Source organism: Spongiibacter sp. C9W, assembly GCF_057370015.1.
Genome location: NZ_CM170672.1, coordinates 747,603 through 770,446, shown reverse-complemented (window position 1 = coordinate 770,446; position 22,844 = coordinate 747,603). Strand labels below are relative to the sequence as shown.

General features: G+C 53.4%; 20 protein-coding genes. 18 read left to right on the top strand and 2 right to left on the bottom strand.

Annotated features, from left to right (window positions below; all coding sequences use genetic code 11):
• Nucleotides 1–13: 13 nt before the first annotated feature.
• From lepA to recO, 6 genes are read left to right on the top strand one after another with little or no spacing between them, the layout of a single operon-like run.
• Nucleotides 14–1,813 (top strand): translation elongation factor 4, encoded by a 1,800-nt coding sequence (gene lepA, locus AC2Q8J_RS03655; RefSeq protein ID WP_027872695.1) that lies wholly within the window; start codon nt 14–16, stop codon nt 1,811–1,813.
• A 15-nt stretch (nt 1,814–1,828) separates the two neighbouring features.
• Nucleotides 1,829–2,884, top strand: a complete 1,056-nt coding sequence (gene lepB, locus AC2Q8J_RS03650) for a signal peptidase I (RefSeq protein WP_204995587.1) — start codon at nt 1,829–1,831, stop codon at nt 2,882–2,884.
• 19 nt (nt 2,885–2,903) lie between these two features.
• The gene (locus AC2Q8J_RS03645) at nt 2,904–3,269 is read left to right on the top strand and encodes a DUF4845 domain-containing protein (protein WP_204995586.1); all 366 of its coding nucleotides are present in this window, start codon (nt 2,904–2,906) and stop codon (nt 3,267–3,269) included.
• A 5-nt stretch (nt 3,270–3,274) separates the two neighbouring features.
• Entirely contained in the window at nt 3,275–3,943 is a 669-nt protein-coding gene (gene rnc, locus AC2Q8J_RS03640; protein WP_286694025.1) for a ribonuclease III, read from the top strand.
• Nucleotides 3,940–4,851 (top strand): GTPase Era, encoded by a 912-nt coding sequence (era, locus tag AC2Q8J_RS03635; RefSeq protein WP_204995584.1) that lies wholly within the window; start codon nt 3,940–3,942, stop codon nt 4,849–4,851. Before rnc ends, era begins: the two co-directional genes overlap by 4 nt.
• 3 nt (nt 4,852–4,854) lie before the next feature.
• Nucleotides 4,855–5,562 carry a DNA repair protein RecO gene (recO, locus tag AC2Q8J_RS03630; RefSeq protein ID WP_288362739.1) on the top strand — a complete coding sequence of 236 codons (708 nt, stop codon included), beginning with the start codon at nt 4,855–4,857 and terminating at the stop codon, nt 5,560–5,562.
• Nucleotides 5,563–5,575: 13 nt separating this feature from the next.
• Here the strand turns inward: recO and AC2Q8J_RS03625 are convergent, their stop codons facing one another.
• Complete coding sequence (locus AC2Q8J_RS03625; RefSeq protein ID WP_486452123.1) at nt 5,576–8,263, bottom strand: ATP-binding protein; 2,688 nt, start codon at nt 8,261–8,263, stop codon at nt 5,576–5,578.
• Nucleotides 8,264–8,418: 155 nt separating this feature from the next.
• Here AC2Q8J_RS03625 and cysM point away from each other — a divergent pair, with 155 nt between their 5' ends.
• The 3 genes from cysM to mazG are packed head-to-tail and all read left to right on the top strand — an operon-like array spanning nt 8,419 to nt 12,408.
• On the top strand, nt 8,419–9,306 hold the full coding sequence (gene cysM / locus AC2Q8J_RS03620; RefSeq protein ID WP_204995581.1) for a cysteine synthase CysM: 888 nt from the start codon (nt 8,419–8,421) through the stop codon (nt 9,304–9,306).
• A gap of 55 nt (nt 9,307–9,361) precedes the next feature.
• Nucleotides 9,362–11,596 (top strand): GTP diphosphokinase, encoded by a 2,235-nt coding sequence (gene relA / locus AC2Q8J_RS03615; RefSeq protein ID WP_288362737.1) that lies wholly within the window; start codon nt 9,362–9,364, stop codon nt 11,594–11,596.
• Nucleotides 11,596–12,408 carry a nucleoside triphosphate pyrophosphohydrolase gene (mazG, locus tag AC2Q8J_RS03610; protein ID WP_374973368.1) on the top strand — a complete coding sequence of 271 codons (813 nt, stop codon included), beginning with the start codon at nt 11,596–11,598 and terminating at the stop codon, nt 12,406–12,408. Before relA ends, mazG begins: the two co-directional genes overlap by 1 nt.
• 11 nt (nt 12,409–12,419) lie before the next feature.
• Here the strand turns inward: mazG and AC2Q8J_RS03605 are convergent, their stop codons facing one another.
• Nucleotides 12,420–12,755, bottom strand: coding sequence for a type 1 pili tip component (locus tag AC2Q8J_RS03605; RefSeq protein WP_204995578.1), 336 nt, complete (start codon nt 12,753–12,755; stop codon nt 12,420–12,422).
• A 546-nt stretch (nt 12,756–13,301) separates the two neighbouring features.
• On the opposite strand from AC2Q8J_RS03605, the gene adk reads away from it, so the two are divergent.
• The 9 genes from adk to pheT all read left to right on the top strand — a co-directional run bounded on the left by adk (nt 13,302) and on the right by pheT (nt 22,844).
• Entirely contained in the window at nt 13,302–13,949 is a 648-nt protein-coding gene (gene adk / locus AC2Q8J_RS03600; protein WP_027872684.1) for an adenylate kinase, read from the top strand.
• A gap of 125 nt (nt 13,950–14,074) precedes the next feature.
• Complete coding sequence (hemH, locus tag AC2Q8J_RS03595) at nt 14,075–15,064, top strand: ferrochelatase (RefSeq protein WP_288362736.1); 990 nt, start codon at nt 14,075–14,077, stop codon at nt 15,062–15,064.
• A gap of 110 nt (nt 15,065–15,174) precedes the next feature.
• Nucleotides 15,175–15,996, top strand: a complete 822-nt coding sequence (locus AC2Q8J_RS03590; protein WP_288362735.1) for a hypothetical protein — start codon at nt 15,175–15,177, stop codon at nt 15,994–15,996.
• 184 nt (nt 15,997–16,180) lie between these two features.
• On the top strand, nt 16,181–18,106 hold the full coding sequence (thrS, locus tag AC2Q8J_RS03585; RefSeq protein ID WP_486452122.1) for a threonine--tRNA ligase: 1,926 nt from the start codon (nt 16,181–16,183) through the stop codon (nt 18,104–18,106).
• Nucleotides 18,094–18,648 (top strand): translation initiation factor IF-3, encoded by a 555-nt coding sequence (infC, locus tag AC2Q8J_RS03580; RefSeq protein WP_204995738.1) that lies wholly within the window; start codon nt 18,094–18,096, stop codon nt 18,646–18,648. Before thrS ends, infC begins: the two co-directional genes overlap by 13 nt.
• A 48-nt stretch (nt 18,649–18,696) precedes the next feature.
• Nucleotides 18,697–18,891 (top strand): 50S ribosomal protein L35, encoded by a 195-nt coding sequence (rpmI, locus tag AC2Q8J_RS03575; RefSeq protein ID WP_022960515.1) that lies wholly within the window; start codon nt 18,697–18,699, stop codon nt 18,889–18,891.
• A 32-nt stretch (nt 18,892–18,923) separates the two neighbouring features.
• Complete coding sequence (gene rplT, locus AC2Q8J_RS03570) at nt 18,924–19,280, top strand: 50S ribosomal protein L20 (protein WP_027872679.1); 357 nt, start codon at nt 18,924–18,926, stop codon at nt 19,278–19,280.
• A gap of 129 nt (nt 19,281–19,409) precedes the next feature.
• Entirely contained in the window at nt 19,410–20,426 is a 1,017-nt protein-coding gene (gene pheS, locus AC2Q8J_RS03565; RefSeq protein WP_286694033.1) for a phenylalanine--tRNA ligase subunit alpha, read from the top strand.
• A gap of 51 nt (nt 20,427–20,477) precedes the next feature.
• Nucleotides 20,478–22,844 carry a phenylalanine--tRNA ligase subunit beta gene (gene pheT / locus AC2Q8J_RS03560; RefSeq protein WP_486452121.1) on the top strand — a complete coding sequence of 789 codons (2,367 nt, stop codon included), beginning with the start codon at nt 20,478–20,480 and terminating at the stop codon, nt 22,842–22,844.

Here is a 22,844-nt window from a genome sequence, read left to right as displayed (position 1 = left end):
GGTTCTGCCAAACGTGCCTAGTCTCGACCTAATTCGTAACTTTTCTATTATTGCCCATATCGACCACGGAAAATCGACCCTGGCGGATCGTTTTATCCAGTATTGTGGTGGCCTTGCCGACCGTGAAATGGCCGAGCAAGTGCTCGACTCAATGGATATTGAGCGCGAGCGGGGTATCACTATCAAAGCGCAGAGCGTGACGCTCGATTACACTGCGAAGGATGGGAATACCTATCAGCTCAATTTTATCGACACTCCCGGACATGTTGACTTCTCCTACGAGGTATCGCGCTCGTTAGCGGCATGTGAAGGCGCGCTCTTGGTGGTGGACGCCGCGCAGGGTGTTGAGGCGCAGTCGGTGGCAAATTGCTATACCGCGATAGAGCAGGGGCTCGAAGTACTGCCAATTTTGAACAAAATGGATCTTCCGCAGGCCGACCCTGACCGGGTAAAACAGGAAATCGAAGAAATTATCGGCGTGGATGCCAGCGAGGCAGTGCCGGTCAGTGCGAAATCCGGAATGGGCATAGAGGATGCCTTAGAGCACTTAGTTGCCGCCATTCCCGCGCCCGAGGGAGACCCTGATGCCCCCTTGCAAGCCCTGATCATCGATTCCTGGTTCGACAACTACCAAGGGGTTGTCTCCTTGGTGCGAGTGAAGAACGGCACCTTGCGTAAAGGCGATAAGGTCATCAGTAAGTCGCTGGGTAAAACGCATTCGGTGGATGTCGTAGGGATATTCACGCCCAAGCAAACCAATACTGGTGTGCTCAAAGCTGGCGAAGTTGGCTTCCTTATCGCCGGCATTAAAGATATTCACGGCGCGCCAGTGGGGGATACCTTCACGCACGCCAGTACACCTGATGTGGACGCGCTGCCCGGTTTTCAGAAAGTAAAGCCGCAGGTCTATGCCGGGATGTTCACGGTATCTACCGAAGACTACGAAGACTTCCGGGAGGCCTTAGGGAAGCTGACATTGAATGATGCTTCTTTGTTTTACGAGCCTGAAACATCAGATGCCCTGGGTTTTGGTTTTCGCTGCGGCTTCCTGGGCACGCTGCATATGGAGATCATTCAAGAGCGTTTGGAGCGTGAGTACGATCTTGATCTGATAACGACGGCGCCCACCGTAATTTATCAAGTGCTCAAGAAAAACGGCGAAGAGGTTATGGTTGATAACCCCTCGGCAATGCCTGACCCCGGCGAGGTTGAGGAAACCCGCGAACCGATCGCCAGGGTGAATATCCTGGTCCCGCAGGAACACCTCGGCAATGTGATGAGCCTGTGTTCGGAGAAGCGCGGCGTTCAGATTGATATGCAGTTTTTGGGACAGCAAGTATCGCTGACATGGGACATCCCAATGAGCGAAGTGGTGCTGGACTTCTTCGACCGGTTGAAGTCGGTGAGCCGTGGCTTTGCCTCGCTTGACTACAGTTTTGAACGCTTCGAAGCGGCGAACCTGGTCAAGCTCGATGTGCTGATAAATGGTGACCGTGTTGATGCGCTGGCGATGATTGTCCATCGCGATTTCGCGCAGTCCCGCGGGCGGCTGTTAGTGGAAAAGATGAAAGAGCTTATTCCACGACAGATGTTTGACGTGGCAATTCAGGCGGCAATTGGTGGGCATGTTATAGCGCGTCAGACGGTAAAGGCGCTGCGTAAGAACGTAACTGCCAAGTGTTATGGTGGCGATGTGTCGCGAAAGCGTAAACTGCTTGAGAAGCAAAAAGCAGGGAAAAAGCGGATGAAGCAAGTTGGGAATGTAGAGATTCCGCAGTCGGCATTTCTTGCCGTCTTAAAGGTAGATGGATAAGGGGTATATGGCCACATGGTTAATTTGATCTTACTGTTCGTCGCGGCGACGTCGCTGTGTGTGTGGCTACTTCAGGAAATCAAAGGGCGTCGGCAGATGCAAACCGCATTGCAGTGGTGTGCCGAGAAAAAAACCGCTAGCGATGCGGTGGCGTTGCGCCGTCAGGTTGTGCCCGCTTGGGTCGAATGGAGCTATCGGTTGGTATCGGCACTGTGGCTGCTCTGGGTTGCCAGTGTTGTGCTGATTAAAGATGGCGATTTTGCACTGGCCCTGGTGGTGCTCACCGCGCTGGCAGGGGTGATTGCTGGCCTTGATCGCTTTGTTTTTGAAAAGGGCCGTCAAGCCTATGTTAACGCCGGCAAAATCGCCGTTTACATTACCTACTTTGTTAAGCAGGAGCAGGAGAACCTAAAGCGGGAATTTGGCGGGATGCTGCCGATCGCCGAGAATGCGCGGTCATTTTTCCCCGTGCTGCTCGTGGTATTGGTATTGCGCTCGTTTGTCGTTGAGCCGTTTCAAATTCCCTCCGCGTCGATGGTTCCCAGTCTCGAAGTTGGCGATTACATCCTGGTCAATAAGTTTAACTATGGGTTGCGCCTGCCGGTTGTCGGCACAAAAATTTTAGAAGTGGGCGAGCCAGAGCGCGGCGATGTTATGGTTTTCTTCCCTCCTGGTGATAGCCGCTACTTTATCAAGCGCGTCGTGGGTTTGCCTGGCGATAAACTGCGTTATGTTAATAAAAAGCTCTATGTGAATGACGAGTTAGTGCCCCATACCCTGGTGGCTGAAGTTCCGCCCTTGCAGCCTGTTACCCAGGTGGTTCGCGAGCAGCTCGGTAGTGTAGAGCACCTGATTCATCACGATAAACGCATTTATCGCGGTGATTTTGAAACAACGGTAAAACCCGGTCATTACTTTATGATGGGTGATAATCGCGACAACAGCAGCGATAGCCGAGTTTGGGGGCAGGTTCCTGAGAAGAATATCGTCGGTCAGGCGTTTGCAATCTGGATGCACTGGCAATCCTTCTCTCAGCTACCCAGCTTCGATCGCGTTGGCCAAATACGTTAACGGTGCACAGGAGATAATAATGAAAAATCAGCAGGGCATTGGCCTACTATCCTTTGTCATCATCGTCGGTGTTGCCATGGTTTTGGGAACGATGGCAATTCGTCTCGCCCCCTTATACGTTGATTACTGGTCGCTCAGTCGTGTTATCAGTGACGTGGCCGAAGAGAGTAAAGGTGCCGAAGTGACGCCTGCACAGATTCGTCAAAAGCTGTCGCGCAGGTTTATTACAAACCGGATCGAATCGATATCTTTGCGCGATATTAAGATCAAAAATAACGACGAGGGTGTGCTGATTGATGCCACCTACGAGAAACGCGTGCCGCTATTCATCAATATTGACGCTGTCGTTAAGTTTGAAGACGCGCTTTTTCAGGTTGAACGCTAACTGGTATGCCGACACTTTCCGATGTGCTGGGATACGCTTTTAATGACGACGCCTTGTTAACGCAGGCGCTGACTCACCGAAGCCTCAGCGCTGATCACAACGAGCGACTGGAGTTTCTTGGTGATTCGTTGCTGAATATGATCGTTAGTGATTTTTTGTACCGTCGTTTTCCAAATTTGGATGAGGGCGAGTTGAGTAGAATTCGCGCCTCGTTAGTGAGTGGAAAGGCCCTGGCGGCTGTCGCTGCTGAACTGAATCTCGGAGAGCACCTTCTGTTGGGAAGCGGCGAGCGCAACAGCGGCGGTAAGCGGCGCAGCTCCATCCTTGCGGATGCGGTTGAGGCCATTCTCGGTGCGATCTATCTCGATGGGGGCATGGCGTCGTGTCAGGCCTGTGTCCATCGTTGGTTTGCCGGCCGACTGGAGAGTATTGATCCCACCGCGAGTCACAAAGACGCTAAAACGCGGCTACAGGAATATTTGCAGGCGAGAAAGCAGCCCTTGCCGCAATACCGCCTCTGCTCGACAGAGGGCAAGTCTCATCAGCAGGCCTTTACTGTCGCATGTAAGGTAACGCTGCTGAACGGGGAAGTTGTGGCAACGGCAAGTAGTCGACGCAAGGCAGAGCAAGCTGCAGCAGAGCAAGTGCTGGCGCGGCTGGAGAAGCAAGCATGAAACACCAGAATGAAAGCGGCACACGCTGTGGTTATGTGGCAATTGTTGGCCGCCCGAATGTGGGTAAATCCACGCTACTTAACCATATTCTCGGTCAAAAACTGAGTATCACGTCAAGAAAGCCCCAAACGACGCGCCACCAGCTGCTGGGGATTAAAACTGAGGGTGATACGCAGGCGATCTATGTCGACACCCCCGGACTGCATTTGCGCGATGAAAAGGCGATTAACCGCTACATGAATCGGGCTGCCAGCTCTGCTCTGAAAGATGTTGATCTGGTGCTTTTTCTGGTAGATCGCGATCGCTGGACCGATGAAGACGACCTTGTTTTGGAGAAGGTGAAGCAGGTCGACTGCCCGGTGTTGCTGGTGGTAAACAAGATCGATCGGCTTAACGACAAATCGGAATTACTGCCACTGCTGGAACAGCTTGCCGAGAAGCACAGTTTCACTGAAATTGTGCCTGTCTCGGCATTGCGCGGCCACAACCGCGATGATCTTGAGGCCGTTATTGAACGCTACCTCCCAGAGGGGATACACCTCTTCCCTGAGGATCAGGTAACCGATCGCAGTGAGCGTTTTCTTGCGGCAGAGCTTGTTCGTGAAAAGATTATGCGTCAGCTGGGGGAGGAAGTGCCCTATGCGATGACGGTCGAAATTGAGGAATTCAAGGTATCGCCGCGCCTGATAGAGATCAGCGCACTGATACTGGTAGAGCGCCAAGGGCAAAAGAAAATACTGATCGGTGAGAAGGGGAGTCGCCTCAGGCAGATTGGTACAGAGGCGCGCAAGGATATGGAGCGCGCGTTCGACAGCAAGGTCATGTTGCGCTTGTGGGTGAAAGTGAAATCTGGCTGGTCCGACGATGAGCGCGCCCTGCGCAGCCTCGGTTATAACGATTTCGAGTAGACCATGAGTGCGCGTATAGAGGGGCAGCCCGCATACGTGTTACATCTTCGCGCCTATCGTGATAGCAGTGCGATCATTGATCTATTCAGCCGCGACTATGGCTATCTAAGCGTCGTAGCCAAGGGGCTTAAATCGTCGAGCAAGAGCCGCCAGCAATGGCGTGCGGCCTTGCAGCCTGGCAATCTTATTCAGGTCTCCTGGCAGGGGCGCAGTGAGTTAAAGACCTTAGTTGATGCGCAGCTGAACAGCACGTTTCCACTGCGCGGCAACGCGCTGTACTGCGCATTCTACATCAACGAATTATTGGGAAGATTACTGCAACCCTTTGACCCCCAAGCGGAAGTTTTCAAGTTGTACGGCCGCTCTTTGCTGGAGCTGTCCTCAGGGAGCCATGTTGAACCCATACTGCGCAGCTTTGAGCTAACTTTACTTACCGAGCTGGGCTACGGTGTCGACTTCTCGCCCATTGAGAGCGCCCCCGAGGCCTATTTTATCTACGACCCGGAGCACGGCTTTTGCCAGGTATCGGCGTCGATGGACGCTCACCAGAAAGCGTTTTCCGGCCATCTATTGCAGCAGTTAGCACGTGCCGAGTGGGACGCCGACACGCTTAAAGTAGCGAAGCGCCTCAACCGGCTTATCCTTGCGCCCCTGTTGGGGGACCGGCCACTGAACAGTCGAAAACTGTTTCTCCGGCAGTACTCAGACTAAATCGCCGGCGCTGTTAGTCGAATAGGGCATCCAGCTCGTGTTCTTCGCGCCATGCCAGCAATTCGTCTATTCGCGTAATCACTGCGGTGAAGAGCGGTTGCTGAGGTGGCTTCTGGGCAGATAAATCGGCCTCCAATTCACAGACGGCTTGCTTGAGAAGTGGGACGCCGGTGTAGCAACAATTCCCTTTCAAACCGTGATTGAGTTCGGTCAGCGTATCCCACTCCTTGCTATCGAAGGCCTGTGTGAGCTGACTACGCAAACCTGGCAGTTCATCGAGCAGCATTGAAAGCATATTTTTTGCCAGCGTTGGGCGCTGTTTGGACAGTAATAAGCACTGTTTAAGGTCCACGGGCCTGGATTGCTCCTCGGCGTCGGCGTCTGCCTCAGGTGCGTGTGCGTCGGTTGGCGGCAGGTCACAGGAAGGGGCCAGGTAGTGTTGCAAAATATTGGTGAGCTGCTGCTCATTTACCGGTTTGCTCAGGTATTTATCGATGCCGGCATCGCGCAGCTGTGAGGGGTTTTCCGGTGCGAGGTAGGCCGACAGCGCCACAATTGGGGTGTGTTGGTTCTTTCCGCGCTGGCGTATCTGGCGGCTTGCGGCAATGCCGTCCAGCTGTGGCATCTGGATGTCGATAAATATCAAGTCGAAACACTGCTCCTGGCAATGGCTGACTGCTTCCACGCCATTTTGAGCGCTGACGGGGCTGATGCCGGCATCTTCCAGAAAGGTGGAGAGTATGAGCAGGTTAGACGGGTTGTCATCAACGATGAGCACTTGGCTATTGCGAAAATGTCGGTTGTTGAGTTGGTTATCATCGCTCAGGCCCGTATTCAGCGCGTCAAAAAGACGAACATGAGAAACCGGCTTGCTGAGCCAGACATTATTGTCTTGTGGGTGTTCCTCGCTGTGGTAGCTCAAAACCACGCAGGCGCCGTCGCGATGAATAGTGGGTAGCGGTTGGCAGCTCTCCTCTGCATCCAAGCTCAGAATGCAGTGGTCTGCCTGGGTATTAATATCATCAATTCCCTGGCAGAGCTGCACGTTCATGCCCCAGCCTTCGAGCAGGTCGCAAATGGCGAGGCCGTATAATGGGCTGCTGTCATACAAGGCAACAGTACTACCCTGTAGGGATTGGAAGTCACGCATTTGCATCGCATTGTGATCAATTGCCAAGCGCAGACTAAACCAAAAGGTAGAGCCGTGTCCGAGCTCGCTTTCTACGCCGATTTCGCCGCCCATCTCCTTAACCAGGCCTTGAACAATGACCAGTCCCAGCCCGGTGCCGCCATATTGACGAGTGACAGATGCATCGCCTTGGCCAAAGTCTCGGAAGATATGCTTGCGCTGCTCTGCGCTCATACCAATGCCGCTGTCAGTGACCTTGAAGGTCAGTGTTGCGTAATCGTCGTCCCGCTCGCTACAGGAGATATCGACGCGAACGGTTCCGGTTGGGGTGAATTTAATCGCATTGCTAACTAAGTTCGTCAGCATTTGCCGGAGTCGGAGGGAGTCGCTGAGGATTGCCTCAGGGGTGTCTTTCTCGACAAACAGTGCAAGGTCGAGACGCTTCTCCGCTGCGCCGGGAGCGAGCATGATCAAGGTATCTTCAGCAAGTTCGCGGAGTTGCACTGGGGCTTTATCGAACACCAGCTTCCCAGCCTCAAGCTTGGAGAAGTCGAGAATATCGTTGATGATGGTGAGTAGGTTAACGGCGCTGTTGCGGATGGTCTCTACCGCTTCGCGCTGTCGCCCGCGAATATCCGCCTTGAGAAGAATATTACTGAAACCCAGAATACTGTTCAGAGGTGTGCGAATTTCATGGCTGGTATTGGCGAGAAATTCCGATTTAACTCGGCTTGCAGTGACGGCTTCGCGCCTAGCTAGGTCAAGCTCGATATTCTGTATTTCAAGCGTTTCTAAGGTTTCACGTAAGTCGCTGTTGGACTGTTCGAGGTTGAGTTGCAGCTCCTTTAGCTCCCTTACCTGCGCCGCGTTCAGTTCATTGAGATCCTCGGCTAGCTCACTGAATTCGTCGCCACCGGGAACATGAATGTGCAAGTCTCTCTGGCCGCTGGTGAGGCGGTGAGTTGCCATCCGCAGAATTTGTAAGTCGCGGCCGATGTTGTGATTGATATAACTAAAAAACAAGATACAAACGAGGACGCTGAGGCCCAGAAAAATCGCCGCGGCGAGGTAGCTCTGGTACTTCATTAGCTCATATTGGTGCCAGCCATAGCTCATTTGCACCCAGCCGAGGTGGCCATCTGCATCGGTCTGATGGCCCTCTGCAGATAGCGGTGCATGAATCGCCCACGTAATTTGGAGATCATCGGCTTGATCCATGACCTTAAAGGGCATAAACCGGCTCAATCCCTCGACATTGGGCGGTGGCGTTCCGGGGCCTGCGTGCGAGATGAGTTCGAGGTCGCTATTGTAGATACTCACCGCGCGTACACCGGGCTCCTCAAGCGCCGTATGTAGAATATAGGCCAGCGTATCTTCGTGGTGGTCCTGCATCATATGGCTAGAGACAACACTCAGCTGCTGGGCGGCGGATTTGGCACGCTGAGTAAGCAGCTCTCTGCTGTCTGCCAGTTGCTGTTGAGTCAGGTAGGCACTGAAACCCACCGAAATGAGAAGTACGGGCAGTAGCCCCATGATCAAGATAAGCCGTTTAAATCCGTATCGCCTGCGCATGTGAACTGGAGCCTATGACTAGGGCAGTGGTATTATCACTGCCAAAAGTTTACGCGGTTGCCATCCTGTGGCCGCTTTATCACTGAAGCCTATAGCAGCTGGGGCAACGATTTCCCCTGCTGCGCTGCTGAAGTCGGCTTGAGGTCTCTACTGCAATGACAGATTTTCCTACCATTGAGCAATGTATTGGCAATACACCCTTAGTGAGGTTGCAACGCCTTAATCGCGACAGCAGTAATACGATTTTGCTGAAGCTAGAGGGAAATAACCCCGCTGGTTCCGTTAAAGACCGTCCGGCTATGAGTATGATAGCGCGCGCGGAGGCTCGGGGCGATATACAACCTGGTGACACGCTTATTGAAGCGACGAGCGGTAACACGGGGATCGCGCTGGCGATGGCCGCTGCCATTCGCGGCTATAAGATGGTGCTGATCATGCCAAGCCATATGAGCAGTGAGCGCAAATTGGCAATGTCTGCCTATGGCGCCACCCTTGTCGAGGTGAGTCAAGAAGAGGGAATGGAAGGGGCTCGAGACTTGGCCCTGGCGATGCAGGCAAGAGGCGAGGGGAAGGTACTGGATCAATTTGCAAACCCCGATAACCCCCTGGCTCACTATGAGGGAACTGGCCCTGAGATCTGGCGTCAGACCGATGGACGTATCACCCACTTTGTCAGCTCGATGGGAACCACCGGTACCATTATGGGCGTCTCCCGGTTCCTTAAGGAGCAAAACCCCAGTGTACAGATCGTTGGGCTGCAGCCAGAAGATGGCTCTAGCATTCCCGGTATTCGCCGCTGGCCTGAGGCTTACCTGCCAAAAATATATCAGGCCCCAAGGGTCGATCAGGTGATGGATATTGATCAGCAACTGGCTGAAAAAACCATGCGAGCACTTGCTGAGCAGGAAGGGATATTTTGTGGTGTGTCCTCCGGCGGTGCAGTCGCCGGAGCGCTTCGTCTTAGCGAACAGGTGGAAAACGCCGTAATTGTTGCCATTATTTGTGACCGCGGTGACCGCTATTTGTCCACCGGCGTTTTCTAGGCGGCGGTATTGCCGCCTTGTTTGAAACCAGTCGGAAAATGATTGAGTTAATACCATGGTAAAGGTCCGAGAGGATTACCCACAGTTAGCCGACGGGCGTGTTGATATCCCGCGCTGGATGGAGCGCCTGTCGATAGATGACAGCGTCGTAGAGCGCAGTGAGTTGCTCCGTGCCTTTGAGCTCGCCGAACAGTGCGCCAGCGGCAGTGCGGGCACAGTGCCCGATGTCAGTGGGGATAGCTTTTTCACCGCCCTGGAAATGGTGGAAATTCTTGCCGACCTGCATTTGGACCAAGACAGCCTGGTTGCCGCGACCTTGTTTCGCGCAGTTCGAGAAGCGAGGTTATCGCTGAGTGACCTGGAGCAGCAATTTGGCGGCTCTGTGGCGAAGTTGGTCGATGGCGTGTTGGGAATGGCGGCCATTTCCAAAGTTAACGCAGAGTTGGATGTTCCGGTGCTGGGGCAGTCCGAGGCGCAAAGCGAAACCATTCGGAAAATGTTGGTGGCGTTGGTCGACGATGTTCGCGTTGCACTGATTAAGTTGGCAGAGAGAACCTCGGCGATTCGCGCGGTGAAGAACCGCCCAGAGAAGCGCTATCGTGTTGCGAGAGAAGTTTTCGACATCTACGCGCCTCTGGCTCATCGCCTGGGTATTGGCCACATAAAGTGGGAGTTAGAGGATCTTAGCTTTCGCTACCTGCAGCCATCGGCATACAAAAAAATTGCCAAACTGTTGGATGAGAAGCGACTAGACCGCCAACACTATATCGACGAGGTCATTCACACGCTTACCACGGCGATCAAGGCCGATGGCATTGACGCCGATATCGCCGGCAGAGCGAAGCACATTTACAGCATCTGGCGGAAAATGCAGCGCAAGGGGATAGGGTTTTCCCAGGTCTACGATATTCGGGCAGTGCGCGTGCTGGTGCCGGATGTAAAGGCTTGCTATGCCGTGCTTGGTCTGGTCCACGGCCTGTGGCGAAATATTCCCAACGAGTTCGATGATTACATCGCCAGCCCCAAAGAAAATGGCTACCGCTCACTCCATACCGCTGTGATAGGCCCCCAGGGCAAGGTTCTGGAAGTGCAAATTCGCACCAGAAGCATGCACGAGGAAGCAGAATTTGGTGTGTGCTCTCACTGGATGTACAAAGGGGCAGACAAAACCGCCAAGAGTAATAACAGCTACGACGAAAAAATTGCATGGTTGCGGCAGGTATTGGACTGGCATGAGGAAAGTGGCAGCAGCAGTGACGTCGCGGAGCAGTTCACCCGCGCCCAGGACAGGGTCTACGTGTTTACCCCAGATGGCCATGTTGTGAATTTGCAAAACGGCGCGACGCCATTGGATTTTGCGTATCACATTCATACTGAGGTGGGTAATCGCTGCCGCGGCGCCAAAGTGAACGGCCGCATCGTACCACTGACATACACCCTGAATACCGGCGAGCGCGTTGAAATTCTCACCGGGAAAGAGAGCAAACCTCGCCGCGATTGGCTGCAGAGTAATCTGGGCTATCTAAAAACCAGTCGGGCTCGCACTAAAGTGCAACATTGGTTTCGACAGCAGGCTAAGGAAGACAATATTGCCGCTGGTCGCGCGTTGCTGGAAAAAGAATTTCGCCGCTTGGCGCTCAATAGCGTTGACTACAAGTACATCGCCGATCAAACCCATTGTGCCAGCGTAGAGGATATGTACGCTGCGGTGGGGGCCGGCGAAATCAGCATGCTACAAATTGTCCGTCTGGCGAACCAGCTCATCGGGCAAGATGAAAATGCCGCTGAAGAAGTGCTGCCACGCCTGAAGGCGCCGAGCAAAACCTCCAAAGATAGCAGTAAGGTGCGGATCAGCGGCGTTGGCAACTTGTTAACGCACTTCGCCAGGTGCTGTAAACCTCTGCCTGGGGAGGCTATTACGGGATACATCACCGTGGGGCGTGGCGTGAGCGTTCACCGCCAAGATTGCAGTAAGCTTCTGCAGCTTCAGAGCGTGGAGCCGCACCGAATTATTGCCGTCGACTGGGAAGTTGAGCAAACCGATACTTATCCTGTTGATATCGAATTGCAGGCTTTCGACCGACAAGGCCTGCTTCGCGATATCACCCTGCAGTTGGCCACAGAAAAGGTGAATGTAATCTCCCTGAATACGGTTACCGACACGAATAGCCACATGGCCACGATGCGTATTCGCCTGGAAATTAGTGATGTCGGCGCTTTGTCGGGCCTGTTGAGCCGCCTAAATGGCTTGCCGAATGTCGTAGCGGTGAAACGTGTTAAGGAAGGATGATGGTGGCAAAGCAATATAGCATCGATGACTTGCGCGAACTGATGTCGCGTTTGCGCGACCCTCAAGATGGTTGTCCCTGGGATCAAAAGCAGGACTTTAAAAGCATCGTCCCTCATACACTCGAAGAGGTCTATGAGCTCGTCGATGCGATCGAGAGCGCTGACCCGGATCAGATTCGCCAGGAAATGGGCGACGTGTTGTTCCAGTTAATTTTTTACAGCCAGCTGGCGCAGGAGCAGGGCGACTTTACCTTTAACGACGTTGTCGATGACATCACTCGCAAACTTCTGCGCCGTCATCCCCATGTTTTTCCCGATGGAACCTTGGAAAGTCGGCGTGGAGAAGCGCCGCCTGATGAACCCGCAATCAAGCAGCGCTGGGAGGAAATCAAGGCAGAGGAGCGCCGGGGAAAGGCCCAGTTGAGTGCCCTAGATGATATTCCATTAGCGCTGCCAGCGACTAATCGTGCAGAAAAACTGCAAAAGCGGGCGAGTCGTCTTGGCTTTGATTGGGACGATGTGGCAGGTGTATTGGCTGCCTTGGAAGATGAGCTGGCCGAGCTCAAAGAAGCGATAGACGGCGGCCAAAGAGAGGAAATAGCCGATGAGCTCGGCGATGTTTTCTTCTCCGTGGTGAACCTGAGTCGCCATCTTAAGCACGACGCCGAAGGCGCACTGCGAGCGGCGGGCCAGAAATTCGAGCGACGCTTTCGCTATGTTGAACAGCAGGCCGGGGGGCAGGAAGGCGCTGCCGCGACACCGAGAGCCGTACTGGAGCAGTATTGGCAAGATGCAAAACAAGCGGGCCTGTAGCCCACTTGTGGTCAGTGCTTGTTGCGGTTTCTCAGGGCTGACATGTGCTTTTCAGTCAGGCTTAAGTAGCGAGGCGTAGGGCCAACGTCCTCATAGATGGGGTCGCCGAGTTCATCGGTGGTAACAACTTTTTTGCCGCGGACATAGGGCATGGCGCTTTCGAGTTCGTTCAATGACGCGCTAAGCAGGTCGGTGATTAGCTCTTCAACGTGGCGCCTGGGATAGAGCTCTGCCAGCGCTTTCAGCTTGGCGGCGTCCTCCAGTGGTAGCCGTATTTTGTAGCAATCCTCGGTTAAGCCGCTGCTGGCGGTTTGTTCCCAGAGTGATAACAAATCCCGTACTTTCATTTGCCAGTTCCTGTCATCGCAGAGTATTCACACTCTGATACTAGTACGTAGCTTGGGGACTTGCCTAGGGCCTGTTCACACTAATTGCGTCACGCCTGTTGCAGCTATAAATTCGCCAATACAGGAATGAGAAGAGGCGTTTGCTTATTTCAAATGCGCGACGAATGGCGACGAGTGGTGGATTTTTAGCCACAGCCGCAAAGGCTGATGCCATTTTGCCTGCCACAGGTGCAATTCAATGAGTGAGGCGCTAGCTTGCCGCTCAGAGATCGACGGTTACCCATGGGTGGGGCTGTCGTGTAGCAACAGGACGGTCTTCGACCTTAGTAGGCTTGTGTGTCGGCCTTTAGCTGTGTATCGTTGTCGGCTTTGAAAAGCGACCAGTTCGACGCCTCAGCCGTCGAGACCGACTAATCAGTTTGCAGACGTTGGTAGAAAAGCCATTCAGAGCTTTTGCTGCAAGGTATGTTCCAGCCATTCCAATCGCATTAGTTGGCGCCGTTACTGGCCGTAGAGCTTTTTTTAATCCTTTGGGAGTTGTTACGCATGCGCGTTATTTTGTTGGGGCCTCCAGGGGCCGGTAAGGGGACGCAAGCCCAGTTCATCACTGAGAAGTTTGGTATTCCTCAGATCTCCACAGGCGACATGTTACGTGCGGCGGTAAAGGCGGGTAGTGAGCTGGGCCTGAAGGTCAAAGATATTATGACGACCGGCGGTCTGGTGTCCGATGACATCATTATCGCCTTGGTTAAGGAGCGTATTGCCCAGTCAGACTGTGTCAACGGATTCTTGTTTGACGGCTTTCCCAGAACGATTCCTCAAGCTGAGGCGCTGCAAGAGGCCGGCGTTGATATCGATCACGTGCTGGAGATCGCTGTTGCTGATGAAGAGATTGTGACTCGCATGAGTGGCCGCCGGACTCACGAGGCATCGGGTCGTACCTACCATGTGGTCTATAACCCACCTAAAGAAGAAGGCAAAGATGACCTTACCGGCGAGCCTTTGATTCAGCGTGAAGATGACCAGGAAGCGACTGTTCGCAACCGTCTGAACGTCTACCATGAGCAGACCAAGCCCTTGGTCGCCTTCTACAGCGAGCTGGACGGAGAGAATGCGCCGAGCTATTCGCGCATTGACGGCGTGGGCACCGTGGACGAAATTACTCGGCGCGTGCTCGAGGCGCTTCAAGACTAGGCGCTGTTGTGGCAGTCTGGTTTTGCGATTTGCGGCGCCTTTAGGCGCCGTTTTTCTTTTTTGCTATAAACCGAATGTTTGTTCAATCGCGTAAGATGCATCTCGCACGCCTTGGAAAGTGAAAAATGAAAACAGCGGTAGTCTTTATCAATTTGGGTACGCCAGATACTCCCAATACCTCTGGGGTGCGGCGGTTCTTGCGGGAGTTTCTGTCAGACCGACGCGTGGTCGAGGTTCCCAGGCTTATTTGGTTGGCGATACTCTATCTTATTATTCTTCCTTTTCGTTCACCTCGTGTGGCAAAGGCCTACCGACAAATATGGTTTGGCGACACCTCGCCGCTCAGGCATTTTTCAGAAAGTTTAGTTGAGGGGGTTGCCAGTAAACTCTCTCAGGAGTACCCGGATGCGGATATCACGGTGCGGCTTGCCATGACGTACGGGCAGCCCAGTGTGGAGTCTCAAATACATGAGCTCTGCGACGCCGGTGTCGAAAACATCTTTTTTGTGCCGTTGTACCCACAGTATTCAGCGACTACCACGGCGGCCGCGATGGATGCCGTATATCGCTGCTTTGCTCGCATGCGGGACATACCTCAGTGGTCATGGCTGCGCAATTACCACAACCATGAGGCCTATGTGGCGGCCCTTGGGGAAAGTGTTAAAGCACACTGGCAAAAGAACGGCCGGGCAGAGCGCTTACTCATGTCGTTTCACGGAATTCCGAAGCGAAATGTGGATTTGGGCGACCCATACGAACAGCATTGCAATGAAACCGCAGAGGCCGTGGCCAAGTACCTTGAACTGGATGACACCCAGTGGCTGAGAACATTTCAATCTCGGCTTGGTAAGGCTGAGTGGTTAACCCCCTATACCGACAAAACTGTAGAAGCGTTGCCGGCAGAAGGGGTGAAAACCCTGGACGTAATGTGTCCAGCGTTTGCTGTTGAATGCCTTGAAACACTGGAGGAGATAGATGGCGAAGCAAAAGAGATTTTCATGGAGCACGGTGGGGAAGGCTTTAATTACATCCCGTGTTTGAATGATAGCGATGCCCATCAAGATTTGATGCTTGAATTGTGTCGTCCATTTGTTTCTCAGTCTCTGAAAAAGTAAGTCGTTAAGTTAGACAAAGCGTTTGATTTTTTTGCGAAAATTTTGCGCTGTTTACTATGTATGCTATTTTTTAAACAAATAGCATAACGCTGTTCGCCAAGGAGAATAAAATGCCAAGAGCAAAGCGCAAAGTTGCCACTGCAGCAAAGAAGAAAACATCGCCTAAAAAAGCCGCTTCCCCCGGAAATGCCGTCGTTAAAAAAGCCGAGGAAGGTTTGAAGAAAGTTGAGGCGATGTTAGCTAAAGAACGCAAGGCGGTAGCAGCAGCGAAAGCGAAGCTAGATTCTGCTAAGGCGAAGGCAAAGAAAACGGCCAAGGCGGTAGATAAAAATGCTGCCAAGCGTGCGTCGGCTGCAGCAAGTAAGGCAAACCAAAAATTGCGAACAGTACGTGCGAAGGTTGTCAGCAGTAAGTCGGCATTAGCTGATGCAAAAGTCATTGCAAAAATCTCTGCCTCGGAGGCTGCGGTTCGCCAAAAAATTCAAGAGCGATCCGAAGCGCTGGCGAGTAAGGCAGACGCGGATTTAGCCAAAGCAGTTAAACAGTTCGAGCAGCGGTTTATCAAGAAGCGCAACGCAGAGGACAAAGCGAAGCTCGCTACTATTGAGCGCAAACTTGTCAGCAAGCACAAGTTGGCGGTCAAACAACTGACAGCCAAGTTGTCAGAGCCCGCCAAAGCGGCATTGGCAAAGACCGCATCCAAGCCTGCAGCGGCGCCAACCGCCAAGAAAAAGGCGTCATCTAAAAAGGCGGCGGTTAAAAAAGCTGCCGCTAAAAAGTCAGCAGCTCGCAAAACCGCCGCGAAGAAAAGTGCCCCTAAAAAAGCGGCGGCTAAGAAGGTTGCGAAGAAGAAAGTAGTTGCTAAGAAGTCAGCGCCGAAAAAGGCACCGGCAAAGAAAGCGGCTGCCACGCCAGACAAGGCCAGTAGCTGAGTATTAGCGCCTCTGGATACCCCTCCAGAGTCAGTAGATAAACCGCGCTACGGCGCGGTTTTTTGTTTGCGGCTTAAGCCTTGCAGAGCCTGGGATCGGTGTTCATAATAGCCGCCCCAATTTTTGCGCAATAGCGTTTTACATGTGGCCTATCGTAGCGGCCACCACTGGATAAGGAACAGTCATGCCTGTTATTACTCTCCCCGATAATAGTACCCGTGAATTCGACACGCCGATTACCGTTGAGGGTGTAGCGGCCGACATTGGTCCAGGCCTTGCCAAGGCGGCTCTTGCCGGGCGGGTGGACGGTGAGCTCGTCGATACTCGCTACCTTATCGAGCAAGATGCCAACTTGGCGATTATCACCGATCGCGACGAAGAGGGCCTGGAGATTATTCGTCACTCTGCGGCGCATTTGCTGGCGATGGCTGTTCAGGAGGAGTTCCCGGGCGCGCAGGTAACGATTGGCCCAACAGTGGAAGATGGCTTCTACTACGATTTTGCCTTTGAGCGTGCTTTTACACCTGATGACCTGCAGAAAATCGAGGCACGAATGGAGGCCATCGCCGGGCAGGATTTAGCTGTCGAGCGATTGGTAATGTCGCGTGAAGAGGCGGCTAAAACGTTCGCCGATATGGGCGAAGAGTATAAAGTTGAAATTATCCACGACCTGCCTGAGGGAGAGGAGATCTCAGTTTACAAGCAGGGTGAGTGGATGGATTTGTGCCGGGGGCCCCATGTTCCCAGTACTGGCCGTTTGAAAGCCTTTAAACTCACCAAGGTGGCCGGTGCCTATTGGCGAGGCGATCAGAATAACGCCATGTTGCAGCGTATTTATGGCACTGCCTGGGCGAATAAGAAGGCCCTTAAGTCCTATTTGAACCGGATTGCTGAAGCGGAAAAGCGAGATCACCGCAAGGTTGCTAAAAAACTCGACCTGTTTCACATGCAGGAAGAGGCGCCAGGAATGGTGTTTTGGCACCCCAAGGGCTGGGGCATATATCAGGCTGTTGAGCAATATATGCGAGACCAGCAGCGCAAGCATGGTTACCAAGAGATTAAAACTCCTCAGCTGGTTGATATTTCGCTGTGGGAGAAGTCGGGACACGCCGACAAGTTTAGCGATGGCATGTTCCGCCTGCAGGCTGATGAGCGTGAAGTGGCTGTGAAGCCAATGAACTGCCCTTGTCACGTGCAGGTATTTAACCAGGGGCTGCGCAGCTATCGGGATCTGCCCTTGAGGTTGGCAGAGTTTGGTTCGTGTCATCGCAACGAGCCCTCAGGGTCCCTGCATGGAATTATGCGAGTGCGTGGTTTTACCCAGGACGACGCGCACATTTTTTGCGCGGAGGAGTCGATTCAGCAGGAAGTGGCACAATTTATCGACTTTTTGCACGACGTCTACGCCGATTTTGGTTTCAGTGACGTTATCTATCGCCTGTCAACGCGCCCTGCGCAGCGGGTTGGTAGCGACGAGGATTGGGATCGGGCTGAAGAGGCGCTGGCACTAGCCTTGGATAGCAAGTCTTTGCCCTGGGAAGAGCTGCCAGGAGAGGGCGCTTTCTACGGGCCGAAGATTGAATTTTCCCTCAAGGATTGTATTGGTCGGGTTTGGCAGTTGGGGACGATTCAGGTTGATTTCTCAATGCCGGGCCGCCTGGGCGCGCAATATGTGGACGAGAGCGGCCAGCGCAAGACGCCGGTAATGCTGCACCGGGCAATATTGGGGTCTTTCGAGCGCTTTATCGGTATTTTGATCGAGCATTACGAGGGCGCATTCCCGCTTTGGCTTGCGCCGGTGCAGGCGGTGGTCTGCAATATCACCGATGCACAGGGTGAATATGTGTCAGAAGTGAAAGAATTCCTGCAAGATCGTGGGTTTAGGGTCGACTCGGACTTGAGAAATGAGAAGATCGGCTTTAAAATCCGCGAGCACACAATTCAGAAGGTGCCTTATATCCTGGTAGTTGGGGATAAAGAGGTGGAAAGTCGGACTGTAGCAGTGCGTGCAAGAGGTGGTAAGGATCTGGGCTCGATCTCACTTGATGAGTTAGCGAGCATCCTTGCCGAAGGCGTGGCTGCCCGCAGCCGTGCAATATCGGAGAGCTAGCAATTAAACGCGATAACGCAAAAGGGCGCGGTAAACGCGCACTGATAAATCAAGATATTGAAGCCAGTCAAGTCAGGTTGATCGATGCTGAAGGTAACCAGGTGGGCATTGTCCCGCTAGCGGAGGCGCTAACTGCCGCCCAGGAAGCCAGCCTAGACTTAGTGCAGATTGCGGACTCGGATCCGGTGGTCTGCAAGATAATGGATTATGGAAAACATGTTTTCGAGGCCAAGAAGCAACAAGCTGCGGCCCGAAAAAACCAGGTTCGTACTCAGGTTAAGGAAATTAAATTCCGACCTGGGACGGATGAAGGGGATTACCAGGTAAAACTGCGCAACCTGGTACGTTTCCTTGAGCATGGGGATAAAGCCAAGGTAACTCTCCGTTACCGCGGTCGTGAGATGGCCCACCAGGAACTGGGTATGCAGTTGTTGCAGCGAGTGGAAGCAGACCTCGCTGAATACGGCGCTGTAGAGCAGTATCCAAAAATGGAAGGTCGTCAGCTGACGATGGTGATTGCCCCGAAAAAGAAAAAGCAGTGAGCTCTCAGGGCCTGCTTAATTGATTGATGCAATGCGGAGTATCTAACGATGCCAAAAGTTAAAGTACACAGCGGAGCGGCAAAACGCTTTAAAAAAACCGGTAGCGGTTATAAGCGTAAAAGCGCCCACAAGAGTCACATCCTTACCAAGATGACAACCAAGCGTAAGCGTCAGCTGCGTGGCACCAGTGCTGTCCACAAGTCGGACAAAGTTCTGGTCGACCGCATGCTTCGCGCCATTTGATTACCGTCATCTCAACAGATAAGGAATAGACTATGCCCCGCGTAAAACGTGGTGTGACAGCACACCGTCGTCATAAAAAGATTTTGAAGCAAGCCAAGGGTTACTACGGAGCGCGTTCGCGCATCTATCGTGTAGCTAAGCAGGCGGTAATCAAAGCCGGTCAATACGCTTACCGCGATCGCCGTGTTAAGAAACGTACTTTCCGTGCACTGTGGATCACCCGCATTAATGCTGCATCTCGTGCCAATGGCTTGAATTACAGCCGTTTGATTGCTGGCTTGAAAAAGGCAGAGATCGCACTGGACCGTCGCGTGTTGGCTGACTTAGCCGTGCACGACAAAGAAGCCTTTGCTGCCGTGGTAGAACGCGCGAAAGCAGCTCTGGCCTGATGCCTGCCACCGCCCAGCGGTTGTAGATATCACTATTGGATAGGGGAAGAGCTTCGCTCTTTCCCTATTTTTTTTTCGGGCGCTTGCGCCCGGCAGTTACCAGCCGAGTACCTGAGTCAGGAGTGGGGAATGGAGAATCTTGAAGCCTTGGCCGCCGAGGCCGCAGAGAAAATCGCTGCGGCAGATGATGGGCGTGCCCTTGAGCAATTGCGTGTTGATTACCTGGGAAAGAAAGGGCATATCACCGCGTTGCTCAAAGGTTTGGGCAAATTATCGGCCGAGGAGCGCCCGGCAGCGGGTGCCGAGATCAATAGGGTTAAGCAGGCACTTGCGCAGCAAATTGGCGAGCGAAAGGCTAAGATGGAAGAGGCTGCTGTCGCCGAAAAATTGGCGGCCGAAACTATCGACGTGACCCTGCCTGGCCGCGGTCAGCAGCTGGGTGGCCTGCACCCGGTAACGAAGACCATAGAGCGCATCAGCCAATTTTTTGAAGGTATTGGTTTTGATATCGCTGAAGGGCCTGAAATCGAAGATGACTACCACAACTTCGAAGCCTTAAATATCCCTGCCCACCACCCGGCGAGGGCGATGCACGACACGTTCTACGTTGATGCCAGTACGGTACTGCGTACCCATACCTCGCCCGTGCAGGTGAGGGTGATGGAGTCCAGTGAGCCGCCGCTAAAGCTGATCTGTCCGGGGCGCGTGTACCGTTGTGATTCCGACTTGACGCACACGCCGATGTTTCATCAGGTTGAAGGCTTGCTCGTTGATCAGGAGTCCAGTTTTGCCGACCTGAAAGGCATGCTGGAATCGTTTTTGCGCGCCTTTTTCGAAAAAGACCTCGCCGTACGGTTTCGGCCATCATATTTCCCCTTCACAGAGCCGTCGGCAGAAGTCGACATTCAGTGCGTAATGTGTGGGGGTGAGGGTTGTCGCGTATGTAGCCATACCGGCTGGATCGAAATTCTCGGTTGCGGAATGGTGCACCCAAAGGTCTTCGAATACTCTGATATCGATCCTGAAAAATACAGCGGCTTTGCGTTTGGTATTGGTGTGGAGCGCCTGGCCATGCTGCGTTACGGCGTCAATGACCTGCGATTATTTTTCGAAAATGATCTGCAATTCCTCGAGCAATTCCAGTAAATGCATCGAGCTACTAGCTAGGCAACGTTAACAGTCGGATACGGATAGAGCATGAAATTTAGTGAACAGTGGTTGCGAGAGTGGGTAAACCCCGGTGTGGACAGTGACGATCTGTCTGCACAATTGACGATGGCCGGTTTGGAAGTCGATGCCATTGAGCCTGTCGCGGGTGATTTTAGCGGTGTGGTTGTTGCTGAGATTACTGCTGCAGAGCGCCACCCTGACGCCGACAAGCTGCAAGTTTGCCAAGTGAGTAATGGCCAGGAAAGTTTCCAAATTGTGTGCGGCGCCGCCAATGCTCGGGTAGGAATCAAAGTGCCCATGGCCATGGTAGGGGCGGTCCTGCCCGGTAATTTCAAAATAAAGAAAGCCAAGCTGCGCGGCGTAGAGTCCTTTGGTATGTTGTGTGCCGAGCAAGAGCTAGGAATGGCGGAGCACTCTGATGGCCTGTTCGAATTGCCCAGCGATGCGCCGTTGGGTGAAGATATTCGTAGTTACCTAGGGCTTGACGATAAGCTTATCGAGCTGGGTTTGACCCCAAATCGCGCGGATTGCCTCAGTATTCGCGGGGTCGCCCGCGAGGCGGCCGTTCTCAACAATATGGCCTTTGCTGAGCCAGCGCAGGCCGCGGTAGAAGCTTCCATCGACGATCAGCTAACCGTAAAGATTGCGGCACCGGATCACTGCGCGCGCTATGTGGGCCGCGTGGTGCGCGGTGTGAATATGGGGGCAGAAAGTCCTTTGTGGCTGCAAGAAAAATTGCGCCGCTGTGGTTCGCGTAGCATTGACCCTGTGGTGGATGTCACCAACTTGGTTATGCTTGAGCTCGGTCAGCCCATGCATGCCTTTGACTTATCGGCTATCAGCGGCGCCGTTAGCGTGCGCACGGCAACGCCAGGCGAGAGCCTTGATTTGCTTGACGGGCAAACGTTGGAGCTTCGTGACGACAGCCTGTTAATAGCCGATGATGAGAAACCGTTGGCGCTCGCCGGCATTATGGGCGGGCAGAGCAGTGCGGTATCTGCCGCGACTCAAGACTTATTCTTGGAGTCTGCATTTTTCACCCCAGAGAAGCTTGCCGGCAAGGCGCGCTCTTATGGTTTGCACACTGACGCGTCGCATAGATTTGAGCGTGGTGTGGACTTCGCCCTAGCAGAACGAGCAATTGAGCGCGCCACCGAATTAATATTGCAAATATGCGGTGGCAAAGCAGGGCCTTTGACCGAGGCGAGCAGCGATGCTTTACCAAGCCGCAGCCCTGTAATCTTGCGTGAGGCGCGCATCGAGAAAATGCTGGGGATGCCGTTGCTGGCTAAAGAAGTCGAGCAAATCCTGACAGGCTTAGGTATGCAGGTAGAGCGTCAGGACAGCGGCTGGATGGTAACCCCGCCGAGTTGGCGTTTTGATATTGCCATCGAAGTGGACTTGCTCGAAGAACTCGCCCGGGTATATGGCTATAATCGCCTGCCGGTTAAACCCATTCGCTCGGAGCTGGCTATAAAGTCTCGCCCGGAAGGGCAGCGAGCTGTCATGGATTTACGGCAGCACTTGGTATCCCGTGGTTACCAGGAGGCCATTAGCTACAGTTTTGTCGACCCTGTGCTCAACGCGAAACTCTCCGAGCGCGAAGATTGCGTGACCTTATTGAATCCCATTAGTGCCGATATGGCGCAAATGCGTGACTCTCTTTTGCCAGGACTCTTGAAGACCGCGGAATACAATAGCAAGCGTCAGCAAGCGCGCTTGCGATTCTTTGAAATTGGGCAGCGTTTTGTGCCATCAGCTGAGGGCTTGGCGCAGATTCCGACGTTGGGTGCGCTGTTGTCTGGGCGACGAGATCCGGAAAATTGGAGTTCAGGTGGCGAATTGCTGGATTTCTTCGATCTTAAGGGCGATTTAGAGGCGCTGATTACCCCTGCCGCGACACCTTTGCGATTTGAGGCGGCGCAGCACAAGGCGCTGCACCCTGGGCAAACAGCAAATGTCTATCGAGGAGAGCACTGCGTTGGACGCATTGGTGCGCTTCACCCCTCGCTACAGAGTGACTTGGATTTGCCATCGGCCGTGTATTTCTTCGAAATAGACCTCGATGCACTGCTCGAAGTAGGTGTGCCTGCGTTTAAACCTGTTTCGCGCTATCCCGAGCTCCGCCGTGACTTAGCGGTTATTTTGCCTAGCGATGTGACCGCGCAATCCGTTCTGGATTGTGTGCAGAGCGCGGCCGGGGAGTTGCTGGTTAACTTGAAGCTCTTTGATATTTATCAGGGTAAAGGTATTGATCCAGAAAGGAAAAGCCTGGGCCTGGGCTTGACGTACCGACATTCATCCCGCACTCTTAACGAGGAAGAAGTTACCCTATCTGTAGAGGCGGTAGTGCAGGCGTTGCAGGATCGCTTCGGGGCCAGTTTAAGGAACTGA

Bases quoted from the DNA above. Each gene is read 5' to 3' on its own strand.
- thrS (WP_486452122.1), top strand. From the start codon at position 16,181: ATGCCTGTTATTACTCTCCCCGATAATAGTACCCGTGAATTCGACACG.
- recO (WP_288362739.1), top strand. From the start codon at position 4,855: ATGAGTGCGCGTATAGAGGGGCAGCCCGCATACGTGTTACATCTTCGC.
- hemH (WP_288362736.1), top strand. From the start codon at position 14,075: ATGAAAACAGCGGTAGTCTTTATCAATTTGGGTACGCCAGATACTCCC.
- lepB (WP_204995587.1), top strand. From the start codon at position 1,829: ATGGTTAATTTGATCTTACTGTTCGTCGCGGCGACGTCGCTGTGTGTG.
- mazG (WP_374973368.1), top strand. From the start codon at position 11,596: ATGGTGGCAAAGCAATATAGCATCGATGACTTGCGCGAACTGATGTCG.
- AC2Q8J_RS03605 (WP_204995578.1), bottom strand. From the start codon at position 12,755: ATGAAAGTACGGGATTTGTTATCACTCTGGGAACAAACCGCCAGCAGC.
- era (WP_204995584.1), top strand. From the start codon at position 3,940: ATGAAACACCAGAATGAAAGCGGCACACGCTGTGGTTATGTGGCAATT.
- rplT (WP_027872679.1), top strand. From the start codon at position 18,924: ATGCCCCGCGTAAAACGTGGTGTGACAGCACACCGTCGTCATAAAAAG.
- rnc (WP_286694025.1), top strand. From the start codon at position 3,275: ATGCCGACACTTTCCGATGTGCTGGGATACGCTTTTAATGACGACGCC.
- adk (WP_027872684.1), top strand. From the start codon at position 13,302: ATGCGCGTTATTTTGTTGGGGCCTCCAGGGGCCGGTAAGGGGACGCAA.
- pheS (WP_286694033.1), top strand. From the start codon at position 19,410: ATGGAGAATCTTGAAGCCTTGGCCGCCGAGGCCGCAGAGAAAATCGCT.
- rpmI (WP_022960515.1), top strand. From the start codon at position 18,697: ATGCCAAAAGTTAAAGTACACAGCGGAGCGGCAAAACGCTTTAAAAAA.
- AC2Q8J_RS03625 (WP_486452123.1), bottom strand. From the start codon at position 8,263: ATGCGCAGGCGATACGGATTTAAACGGCTTATCTTGATCATGGGGCTA.
- pheT (WP_486452121.1), top strand. From the start codon at position 20,478: ATGAAATTTAGTGAACAGTGGTTGCGAGAGTGGGTAAACCCCGGTGTG.
- relA (WP_288362737.1), top strand. From the start codon at position 9,362: ATGGTAAAGGTCCGAGAGGATTACCCACAGTTAGCCGACGGGCGTGTT.
- AC2Q8J_RS03645 (WP_204995586.1), top strand. From the start codon at position 2,904: ATGAAAAATCAGCAGGGCATTGGCCTACTATCCTTTGTCATCATCGTC.
- AC2Q8J_RS03590 (WP_288362735.1), top strand. From the start codon at position 15,175: ATGCCAAGAGCAAAGCGCAAAGTTGCCACTGCAGCAAAGAAGAAAACA.
- cysM (WP_204995581.1), top strand. From the start codon at position 8,419: ATGACAGATTTTCCTACCATTGAGCAATGTATTGGCAATACACCCTTA.